Source organism: Streptomyces sp. NPDC059003 (assembly GCF_042740445.1).
Classification (GTDB): Bacteria; Actinomycetota; Actinomycetes; order Streptomycetales; family Streptomycetaceae; genus Streptomyces.
Genome location: NZ_JBHYJH010000066.1, coordinates 38688 through 48703, shown reverse-complemented (window position 1 = coordinate 48703; position 10016 = coordinate 38688). Strand labels below are relative to the sequence as shown.

11 protein-coding genes are annotated in these 10016 nt (G+C 72.1%); 7 read left to right on the top strand and 4 right to left on the bottom strand.

What is annotated here, in order from left to right; all coding sequences use genetic code 11:
• Positions 1-36 precede the first annotated feature (36 nt).
• Positions 37-342: a DUF5955 family protein gene (locus ACFWZ5_RS23060; protein ID WP_384805657.1), complete on the bottom strand. Its 306-nt coding sequence runs from the start codon at positions 340-342 to the stop codon at positions 37-39.
• 98 nt (positions 343-440) lie between these two features.
• Here ACFWZ5_RS23060 and ACFWZ5_RS23055 point away from each other — a divergent pair, with 98 nt between their 5' ends.
• The gene (locus ACFWZ5_RS23055; RefSeq protein ID WP_384805659.1) at positions 441-1076 is read left to right on the top strand and encodes an NTP transferase domain-containing protein; all 636 of its coding nucleotides are present in this window, start codon (positions 441-443) and stop codon (positions 1074-1076) included.
• A 223-nt stretch (positions 1077-1299) separates the two neighbouring features.
• The gene (gene aceB, locus ACFWZ5_RS23050) at positions 1300-2922 is read left to right on the top strand and encodes a malate synthase A (RefSeq protein WP_384805661.1); all 1623 of its coding nucleotides are present in this window, start codon (positions 1300-1302) and stop codon (positions 2920-2922) included.
• A gap of 10 nt (positions 2923-2932) precedes the next feature.
• Here aceB and ACFWZ5_RS23045 read toward each other — a convergent pair whose 3' ends face one another.
• On the bottom strand, positions 2933-3202 hold the full coding sequence (locus ACFWZ5_RS23045; RefSeq protein WP_384805663.1) for a SelT/SelW/SelH family protein: 270 nt from the start codon (positions 3200-3202) through the stop codon (positions 2933-2935).
• Positions 3199-4119: a HipA family kinase gene (locus ACFWZ5_RS23040; protein ID WP_384805665.1), complete on the bottom strand. Its 921-nt coding sequence runs from the start codon at positions 4117-4119 to the stop codon at positions 3199-3201. The genes ACFWZ5_RS23045 and ACFWZ5_RS23040 overlap by 4 nt, the downstream gene beginning before the upstream one ends.
• Positions 4120-4190: 71 nt before the next feature.
• On the opposite strand from ACFWZ5_RS23040, the gene ACFWZ5_RS23035 reads away from it, so the two are divergent.
• Together ACFWZ5_RS23035 and ACFWZ5_RS23030 are read left to right on the top strand one after the other, a co-directional pair.
• Positions 4191-5474 (top strand): VWA domain-containing protein, encoded by a 1284-nt coding sequence (locus ACFWZ5_RS23035; RefSeq protein ID WP_384805667.1) that lies wholly within the window; start codon positions 4191-4193, stop codon positions 5472-5474.
• A complete protein-coding gene (locus ACFWZ5_RS23030) occupies positions 5474-6214 on the top strand; it encodes a hypothetical protein (protein WP_384805669.1) in 741 nt (246 codons plus the stop codon). The genes ACFWZ5_RS23035 and ACFWZ5_RS23030 overlap by 1 nt, the downstream gene beginning before the upstream one ends.
• A gap of 154 nt (positions 6215-6368) precedes the next feature.
• Here ACFWZ5_RS23030 and ACFWZ5_RS23025 read toward each other — a convergent pair whose 3' ends face one another.
• Positions 6369-7004, bottom strand: a complete 636-nt coding sequence (locus ACFWZ5_RS23025) for a winged helix-turn-helix transcriptional regulator (RefSeq protein WP_384789248.1) — start codon at positions 7002-7004, stop codon at positions 6369-6371.
• Between the two features lie 84 nt (positions 7005-7088).
• On the opposite strand from ACFWZ5_RS23025, the gene ACFWZ5_RS23020 reads away from it, so the two are divergent.
• From ACFWZ5_RS23020 to ACFWZ5_RS23010, 3 genes are all read left to right on the top strand, one after another.
• Positions 7089-8300 carry a pyridoxal phosphate-dependent aminotransferase gene (locus ACFWZ5_RS23020; protein ID WP_384789251.1) on the top strand — a complete coding sequence of 404 codons (1212 nt, stop codon included), beginning with the start codon at positions 7089-7091 and terminating at the stop codon, positions 8298-8300.
• A 37-nt stretch (positions 8301-8337) separates the two neighbouring features.
• A complete protein-coding gene (locus ACFWZ5_RS23015; RefSeq protein ID WP_384789254.1) occupies positions 8338-8967 on the top strand; it encodes a C39 family peptidase in 630 nt (209 codons plus the stop codon).
• Positions 8968-9011: 44 nt separating this feature from the next.
• Positions 9012-10016, top strand: a 1005-nt coding sequence (locus ACFWZ5_RS23010) for an FAD-dependent monooxygenase (protein ID WP_384891233.1), incomplete at its 3' end; no start/stop codon positions are given.

Here is a 10016-nt window from a genome sequence, read left to right as displayed (position 1 = left end):
GGGCGGGATTGGGGAACCCCCCGTTAGGGCCCGGCCTCACCCCCGCCCGAACCCCTCCACCGCCCCCCGAACCCCCGCCAACGCCCCCGCAAGCGCACTCACCGACCCGATGGACCCGGCCACCAGCAAAAGCGACCGCCGCAACCGCCGCGCCTCGGGATCCCCCGCCGCAGCCATCGCCGCAAGCGCGGCTAACTCGTCCTCAGCTATCGCCCGATCGGGGAACTCGCCCGGATAGGCGGCGAGTTCACGGCGCAACCGGGACACCGCGGCCCGCAGCTCCCGCACGCGCGGATCCTCGAAGCCGTCCCTCACCGCTCTCCGCCCCACGCTCCGCAACACAGCTCTCCCCCTCGCACATCGACGTGCGGCAGCCGTCTCTTTCCGGCCACGCCCCGGCCGGAACAGGGTCCCCACATCCCATGCGGTAAGCAAGAGTCATGACCGAATCACTGTCACCTCCTGACGGCGCAACCGCCCCCGAGGGCTCCGGAGAGGTCGCGGGACTGCTGCTCGCGGCGGGCGGCGGCCGCCGGCTCGGCGGCTGCCCGAAGGCGCTCCTGGAACACCGCGGCGAGCTGTTCGTGGAGCGCGCGGCCCGGGCGCTCCACGAGGGCGGCTGCACGCGCGTGCACATCGTGCTCGGCGCCACCGCGGACGTCGTACGCGAGAACGCGACCCTGCCCGGCTGCATCCTCGTCGACAACCCCGACTGGCGGGAAGGGATGGGGAGTTCGCTGAAGAAGGGGCTGGAGTCGCTGCGCGGGACCGGCGTGGCGGCCGCTCTCGTCTCGCTCGTCGACCAGCCGGGGATCGGCGCGGCCGCCGTGGCCCGGCTGCGCGCCGCGTACCGCTCGCCCGCGACGCTCGCCGCCGCCTCGTACGACGGCGAGCGCGGCCATCCGGTCCTGTTCGGCGCCGACCACTGGGACGGGATCGCGGCGTCAGCGACGGGCGACCGCGGGGCCCGCGCCTACCTCGCGGAGCACGCCGCCGCCCTCACCCTGGTGGAGTGCGGGGACATCGCGGAGCCGTACGACATCGACACGTTCTCGGACCTGACACGCCTGGACTAGGACCTGCTCCACTGGGAGTGACCCCCGTGGCACTCAGCGCCATGTTCTGTCGACGAGGAGAATCTCGACGTCAACAAACCATTGAACTTCCACCATAAGGAAACTAGTATCCACTGCTCAGAAGCGCCCGACATCTCAGACGGCGCCCGCAGCCGTATCTCGGCGCCGCGGCACTGAGTGCCGTGCCGCGGGGCCGCAAGCTCGCTGAAGGAAGTGACAGCTCATGTCCGCACCAGCGCCGTCCCCGCTGGCCATCGTCGACGCCGAGCCCCTGCCCCGGCAGGAAGAGGTCCTCACCCCCGCGGCCCTCGCCTTCGTGGCCGAGCTGCACCGGCGGTTCACGCCGCGCCGCGACGAACTCCTCGCCCGCCGCGCGGAGCGCCGCGCCGAGATCGCCCGCACCTCGTCCCTGGACTTCCTGCCGGAGACCGCCGCGGTCCGCGCGGACGACTCGTGGCGGGTGGCCCCCGCCCCGGCCGCCCTGAACGACCGCCGCGTGGAGATCACCGGCCCCACCGACCGCAAGATGACCATCAACGCGCTGAACTCCGGCGCGAAGGTCTGGCTCGCCGACTTCGAGGACGCCTCCGCCCCCACCTGGGAGAACGTGATCCTCGGCCAGCTCAACCTCACCGACGCCTACGAGCGCCGCATCGACTTCACGGACGAGCGCACCGGCAAGTCGTACGCCCTGAAGGACGCCGCCGAGCTCGCCACCGTCGTGATGCGCCCGCGCGGCTGGCATCTGAATGAGCGTCATCTCACGGACGCGGACGGCACGCCCGTGCCCGGCGCGCTCGTCGACTTCGGGCTCTACTTCTTCCACAACGCCCAGCGCCTGATCGACCTCGGCAAGGGCCCGTACTTCTACCTGCCGAAGACGGAGTCGCACCTGGAGGCCCGCCTCTGGAACGAGGTCTTCGTCTTCGCGCAGGACTACGTGGGCCTCCCGCAGGGCACCGTCCGCGCGACCGTCCTGATCGAGACCATCACGGCGGCGTACGAGATGGAGGAGATCCTGTACGAGCTGCGGGACCACGCCTCCGGTCTGAACGCCGGGCGCTGGGACTATCTCTTCTCCATCGTCAAGAACTTCCGCGACGGCGGCCAGAAGTTCGTCCTGCCGGACCGCAACGCCGTGACGATGACGGCCCCGTTCATGCGCGCGTACACCGAACTCCTCGTCCGCACCTGCCACAAGCGCGGCGCGCACGCGATCGGCGGCATGGCCGCGTTCATCCCGTCCCGCAAGGACGCCGAGGTCAACAAGGTCGCCTTCGAGAAGGTCAAGAACGACAAGGACCGCGAGGCCGGCGACGGCTTCGACGGGTCCTGGGTGGCCCACCCCGACCTCGTCCCGATCGCCCTCGCCTCCTTCGACGCGGTCCTCGGCGACCGGCCGAACCAGAAGGACCGGCTGCGCGAGGACGTCAGCGTCGCCGCCGGCGACCTGATCGCCATCGACTCCCTGGACGCCAGGCCCACCTACGCCGGGCTCGTCAACGCCGTCCAGGTCGGCATCCGCTACATCGAGGCCTGGCTGCGCGGCCTCGGCGCGGTCGCCATCTTCAACCTCATGGAGGACGCGGCCACCGCCGAGATCTCCCGCTCCCAGATCTGGCAGTGGATCAACGCGGGGGTCGTCTTCGAGAACGGCGAGCCCGCCACCGCCGACCTGGCCCGCGAGGTCGCCGCCGAGGAACTCGCGCGGATCCGCGCCGAGATCGGCGAGGAGGCCTTCGCGGCCGGCAAGTGGCAGCAGGCCCACGACCTGCTCCTCCAGGTCTCCCTGGACGCCGACTACGCGGACTTCCTCACGCTGCCCGCGTACGAGCAGCTGGTCTGAGGCCCGGCGGTCACCGGTCCGAGTGGCCCAGGCTCCGGCCCGGTGCCACTCGGTCGCGTACGAGGCGCTTCACGGCCGTCGGCTCCGGGAAGCCCTGCTCCTTGCGGTCCCAGACGGGCTCGCCGTCGACGCGTACGACGAACACGCCGCCCGTGCCCGGCTTGAGGGCGAGCTCGTCGACCTCCGCCTCGAACGTGGTCAGGAGCTCCTGCGCCAGCCAGGCCGCGCGGGGCAGCCAGCGGCACCGGGTGCAGTACTCGATCTCCACGCGGTGGCTCATGGGTACCTCTTCGCGGGTCGCGGATCGGGCTTGCCGTGCAGGTTCGGGACCCGCTTCAGCCAGGCCGGGCGGGACGCCTCCGTGGCCCGGGCGCGGCGCGCGTCGTCGGCGGCGACCTGGTCCAGCGAGGCGAAGTCCGTGGGGAGCCAGGCGGCGGAGGCGCGGGCGCGGGCCGTCAGATACGTGACGTAGGCGGCGCGCAGGGCGTCGGGGTGCGCGAAGCCGGGCTCGTCGGCCAGCCACGCGTCGGGGACCTCCGCCGTGATCTCACGGAGGAGGTCCTCCGTCACGAGCGGGGCGAGCCGCGCGTCGGCCGTCTTCGTGTCGGGGCGGTAGCGGCCGAGCGCGTGCCGGCGGAAGTCGTAGGCCTTCTCCGCGGAGGCGAGCAGGGTCGCGGCCTCCCAGCGGTGGTGGAAGACGAGGGCCGCGCCGTGGTCGATGAGCCACAGCTTGGGCTCGCGGGTGCCGAACGTCGGCCAGACCATCAGGTTCGAGCTGTGCACCGTGCGGTCGACGTTCGCGGTGAGCGCGTCGAGCCAGACCACCTTGCCCGCCTCCAGCGGGTCCACGTCCAGGTCGTCAGCGGTGTCGGGCGTGAAGTCGCGGGCGCCCGGCAGGTAGTCCATGCCCAGGTTGAGGCCCGCGCTCGCGCGCAGCATGTCCTGCACTTCCTGGTGCGGCTCGTCCGCGGCCACCGCCGGGTCGAAGTGGGCGAGGACGAGCTCCGGCACGCGCAGGCCGAGGCGGCGGGCCAGCTCGCCGACGATGATCTCGGCGACGAGGGCCTTGCGGCCCTGCGCGGAGCCGGTGAACTTCAGGACGTACGTCCCCAGGTCGTCGGCCTCCACGACCCCGGGCACGGACCCGCCCGCCCGCAGGGGCTCCAGATATCGGACAGCCGTCACTTCTCGCAGCACACCCGCCACCCTAACCGGGTGCCGCAACCGGTTTTTTGGAGCGGACGGACCTTGATCCATAAGATCTGGCGATGATCACCAGAAATCGGTTCGCGGCGGGGTTCTGTGCCCTGTTCGCGGCCCTGAGCATGGGGCTCGCGCCCACGGTCGCGTACGCGGCCGACGAGCCGGACGACACCGACGAGGCGCGGCCCAAGGTCGAGCTCGTCCTCGACGCGAGCGGTTCGATGCGGGCCCGCGACATCGACGGCAAGAGCCGGATGGCCGCGGCGAAGCAGGCGTTCAACGAGGTGCTCGACGCCACCCCCGAGGACGTCGACCTCGGCATCCGCACCCTCGGCGCCAACTACCACGGCGACAACCGCAGGACGGGCTGCAAGGACACCGAGCAGCTCTACCCGGTGGGCCCGCTGGACCGCACCGACGCCAAGACCGCGGTCGCCACGCTCGCGCCCACCGGCTGGACCCCGATCGGCCCGGCCCTCCTGAAGGCCGCCGACGACCTGAAGGGCGGCGAGGGCTCGCGCCGCATCGTCCTCATCAGCGACGGCGAGGACACCTGCCAGCCCCTCGACCCGTGCGAGGTGGCCCGTGAGATCGCGGCCAAGGGCATCAACCTCACCATCGACACCCTCGGCCTGGTCCCGAACACCAAGATGCGCGCGCAGCTGAGCTGCATCGCGGACGCCACCGGCGGCACGTACACCTCCATCCGGCACACCGACGAACTCACCGACCGCGTCGGCCAGCTGGTGGACCGCGCGGCCGATCCGGTCGTCAACCCGGTGGCCGTCGAGGGCGCCGACCGCTGCTCCGCGGCGCCGGAGCTCAAGCCGGGCCTGTACACCGACCGCGCGGGCTTCGGCGAGCACCGCTGGTACCGCGTGGACGTCGAGCCGGGCCAGGAGCTGCGCGCCTCGGTGAGCGTGGGCGCCGACCGGGCCGTGAACAACGACTACGGCGTGCTCCTGCGGGCCGTGACCAAGCACGACCGCGAGATCGTGCGCGGCCAGGAGGCGGGCGACGGGCGCACCGACGTCATCTCGACGGGCCTGCGCTATCCGAAGCCGGAGCGGGACGACTCCGACGCCGACGAGAAGGAGACCGTCTGCCTCCAGGTGTCCCACTCGTACTCCCCCGCCGCCGGGGCCACCGCCGCGAAGGGCAAGCCCGGCCTGCCCGTCGAGCTGGCCGTCGACGTCGTGGACGCGCCGGACGACGGCTCGGACGTGGCGGCGTTCGGCCTGGGGCGCGGCTGGTGGCTGCTCGGCGCCCTGGTGCTCGCCGGTTTCGTGGGCGGTGTGCTGTGGGGCTGGCTCTCGCGCTGGCGCGTCGCGGTCTGGAGGACGAACTGATGCGTACGAAACGACTCCTCGCGGCCGCGGGCCTCATGGGCCTGGCCGCCCTCCTCACCTCCGGCACCGCGTCCGCGGCCGACGCCGATGGCGACGGGAAGAAGACCGCCGACGCGGGCACGTCCTTCCGCACGGCGACGGAGATCGAACAGGGCGACACGGCCACGGCGAGCGCGTCGACCGGTGACTACCTGTACTGGTCGTTCCCGGCGGACGCGGGCCAGCGGCCCACGGTCAAGGCGACCGTGAAGCTGCCGGACGCGGCCCGGAAGGCCGGCGCGAAGTGGCGCATCGACGTGTACGACGGCCTGCGGCGCCGTCAGTCCTGCATGTACGGCATGCAGGCGCGGACGGCCGCGCCGGACGCCGGTTCGGTGGAGCTGGCCTGCGTCCTGCGCACCGTGCGCGCCTGGTCGGACCCGTGGGCCAACGATCCGCTGCCGGGCACGTACTACGTACGCCTGACGGCGACCGGCCTGAAGACCGCCGACCTGGGCCAGCCGGTGACGGCCGAGGTGAAGGCCACGTCGAAGGACATCGGCGGCGCGGCAGCGGTGGACGGCTCCCTGGCGTCCCCCCTGGTACCGGGCGCGTCCCCCGACAAGCTGGAGCCGGAGGACGGCTGGTCCTCGGGTTGGTGGACGGACCGCTGGCTCTGGACGGCAGCGGGCGGCGTACTAGCCGCACTGTCCGGCGTAGGCGGCTATGCGCTGACCAGAAAAAGCCCGTCCGGCGTTTGAGGACGAGCGCGCAGCGCGACCAACAAGCCCGTCCGGCGTTTGAGGACGAGGCGCGAAGCGCCGACAAAACGGGGGTCCTAGGGGGCGAAGCCCCCTAGTTTCGGGAAGGGGCGGGCCTGGGGCGCTACCCGCGAGGGCCCCCAGGCCAGCCCCGTCACCCCTCCCGCAACGCCTTGGCCAACGCACTCTCCCCCACGACAGCGATCCGCCCACCCCGCACCCCGTCGGCCACACTCAACACCCCCCGGCTCACCTCGACGGCAGTCCCCGCATCCAGAACCATCCGCGCATCAGGCTCCCCAGGCGCCGCCCCATCCCCGTACGAGACCTCCCCACCCCCACGTATCCACACGTGGAAGTCCCCCTCCTCAAGCCGCACCTCGAGCAGCCCCTCCTCCGGAGCAACGGCATCGAGCAGCGGCAGCGCGAACCAGTGCGCCCGCACGGCATCGGTCGGCCGCCGCTCGGCGAGCTCCGGCGCCCCCCACGCGGCGAGCGCCCGCAGCACGGGCAGCAACGCCCGCCCCCGCTCGGTGAGTTCGTAGACGTACGCGGACGCGGGCGGCGGAAGGCGGCGCCGCGTCGCGAGGCCCGACTGCTCCATGTCCTTCAGCCGCGACGCGAGCACGTCCGTGCTCACTCCGGGCAGGTCGGCGTGGAGATCGGTGTAGCGGCGCGGGCCGACGAGGAGCTCTCGGACGATCAGCAGGGTCCAGCGGTCGCCGACGGCGTCGAGGGCGCGGGCGGCGGAGCAGAACTGGTCGTAGCTACGGCGCGATCGAGGTGGCATGCGTCGCAGTCTAGACAAGTTGTTGGACTTTCCAAGCTCCAGCTTGGTAAAACCAAGGAACGCACGCCACGGGAGGCACACCGCATGGAGTTCCGGCAGTCCAGCAAGCTCAGCGAGGTCTGTTACGAGATCCGGGGCCCGGTCATCGAGCACGCGAACGCCCTGGAGGAGGCGGGCCACAGCGTGCTCCGCCTGAACACGGGCAACCCCGCGGCCTTCGGTTTCGAGGCGCCCGAGGAGATCGTCCAGGACATGATCCGGATGCTCCCGAACGCGCACGGCTACACGGACTCGCGGGGCGTCCTCTCCGCGCGGCGCGCGGTGGTGCAGCGGTACCAGGCGCTCGGCATCGACGACATCTCCGTAGACGATGTCTTTCTCGGCAACGGCGTGTCCGAGCTGATCACGATGGCCGTGCAGGCACTGCTCGAGGACGGCGACGAAGTCCTCATCCCCGCCCCGGACTTCCCCCTGTGGACGGCCGTGACCACCCTCTCCGGAGGCAAGGCCGTGCACTACCTGTGCGACGAGCAGGCCGACTGGTACCCGGACCTGGACGACCTGGCCGCCAAGATCACGGACCGCACCAAGGCCCTGGTCATCATCAACCCGAACAACCCGACCGGCGCGGTCTACCCGCGCGAGGTCCTCGAGGGCATGCTCGACCTGGCGCGCCGCCACGGCCTGATGGTGTTCGCCGACGAGATCTACGACCAGATCCTGTACGACGACGCGGTGCACCACGGCGTCGCCGCGCTCGCGCCCGACCTGGTGGTCCTGACCTTCTGCGGCCTGTCGAAGACGTACCGGGTCGCGGGCTTCCGCTCCGGCTGGCTGCTCGTCACGGGTCCGAAACAGCACGCGCGGGACTATCTGGAGGGCCTGACGATGCTGGCCTCCATGCGCCTGTGCGCCAACGCGCCCGCCCAGTACGCGATCCAGGCCGCGCTCGGCGGCCGCCAGTCCATCCACGAGCTGACCGCGCCGGGCGGCCGCCTGCGCGAGCAGCGCGACCGCGCCTGGGAGAAGCTGAACGAGATCCCCGGCGTGTCGTGCGTGAAGCCGAAGGGCGCCCTGTACGCGTTCGCGCGGCTCGACCCGAAGGTGCACAAGATCCACGACGACGAGAAGTTCGTCCTGGACCTGCTGCTCCAGGAGAAGATCCAGGTCGTGCAGGGCACGGGCTTCAACTGGCCGCACCCCGACCACTTCCGCGTCCTCACGCTCCCGTACGCTGACGATCTCGACGCGGCGATCAGCCGCATCGGCCGCTTCCTGAGCGGCTATCGCCAGTAGCCAGGGCGGCCGTCGCCCGCAGCGAGGAGTGCGCCCGGTGACCCTCAGCCCGACCCGCCCCACCTGCCCCACCTGTCACGTCCCCACCCTCACCCAGTTCGCCTCGCCCGAGCTCGTGGCGAAGATCGTGTACGAGGGCCACGACCGGGCCGACGACCCGGCGTGGCGGGAGTCCGGCGCCGCCACGCTCGCGGACTACGCGCGCTGGTGCGGCCATCTGTGCGGGCTCACGTGTCTGCGGATGGCGCTCGGCCCGGGGGCGCCCTCCCTGTTCGAGCTGCGCGACGGCGCGCTCAAGTACGGGGCGTACACCGAGGATCCGGACGACGGCGAGATCCGGGGCCTGATCTACGCGCCGTTCGCCGAGTACGTGCGCGAGGTGCACGACAGGGAGGCGACCGTGCACCGGCACCTCACGCTCGACGAGGTCACCGCTCTCGTCGACGAGGGCTTTTCGGTGATGGTGTCCGTGCACTTCGAGATCCGCCGCCCGGAGCGCCCGTCTCCCGGGCGTGGCGGGCACCTGGTCCTGGTGACGGGGCGCACGGCGTCCGGGGGGCTGCATTTCCACAACCCGTCGGGAATCGACGCGCGGTCGCGCGCGGCGGAGCTCCCGCTCACGGAGTTCGAGCCGTTTTTCGCCGGACGCGGTGTGTCCATGCGCTGACACAGGGTCATGACAGGACGTCATCCCCCTGCCAGGATGGCGCGATGATGCATTCGGGCAGGGTCGCCGTCGTCGGAGGCAGCGTCGCGGGGTGCGCCGCGGCGCTCGCGGCACACCGGGGCGGCGCGGACGAGATCACGGTGTACGAGCGGGCGTCGGTCCGCCTCGCGGACCGCGGCGTCGGGCTCGCGGTCCACAACTCCCGTTACGTGGAGCTGGAGTCGGCGGGCTACCTGGACGCGGACATGCCCTGGGTCCAGCTGGTCAGGCGGCGCTGGTACGTGCGGGACGACCGGGCGCCGGATCCGCGCGGGCACGAGATCGGCGTGCTTCCGTTCCCGTTCCGCACGTACAACTGGGGTCCGCTGTGGAGCGAGCTGCGGCGCCGGGTGCCGGAGTCGGTCACCTTCCGCACGGGCACCACGGCGGCCGCGGTGCGGCCGTGCCCGGGCGGCGCCGCAGTGGAGACGGACGACGGGACCGAGCGGTTCGACGTGGTGGTGGGCGCGGACGGCTACCGGTCGGTGGTGCGCGAGGCCGCCTACCCGGACCTGCGGGCCCAGTACGCGGGCTATCTCGCGTGGCGCGGCGCCTACCCCGAGCAGCGCCTGAAGGACCCGGAGCTGTGGGCGGACGAGGACTGCGTGTACGTCGTCTTCGCGGGCGGGCACGTGATCATCTACCGCATCCCGGACGGCGCGGGCGGCCACCGCGTCAACTGGGTCCTGTACACGGCGCCGCCCGCGGGCCTCACGGCCGACCTCGGCTTCACCACTCCGACGAGCCTGCCGCCGGGCGGCCTGACGGACGCGCTGCGCGCCCATCTGGCGTACGTGGCCGACGCGTTGCTGCCGCCCTACTGGGCCGACCTGGTCCGCGCCACCGCCCCGGACGAGCTGTTCCTCCAGCCGATGTACGACTTCACGGCGCCGCACTACGCGCGGGACCGGGTGCTGCTCGCGGGCGACGCGGCGACGGTCGCGCGCCCGCACACCGGCGCGGGCGCGGTGAAGGCGCTGCAGGACGCGACGGTCCTGGAGTCGGCCATC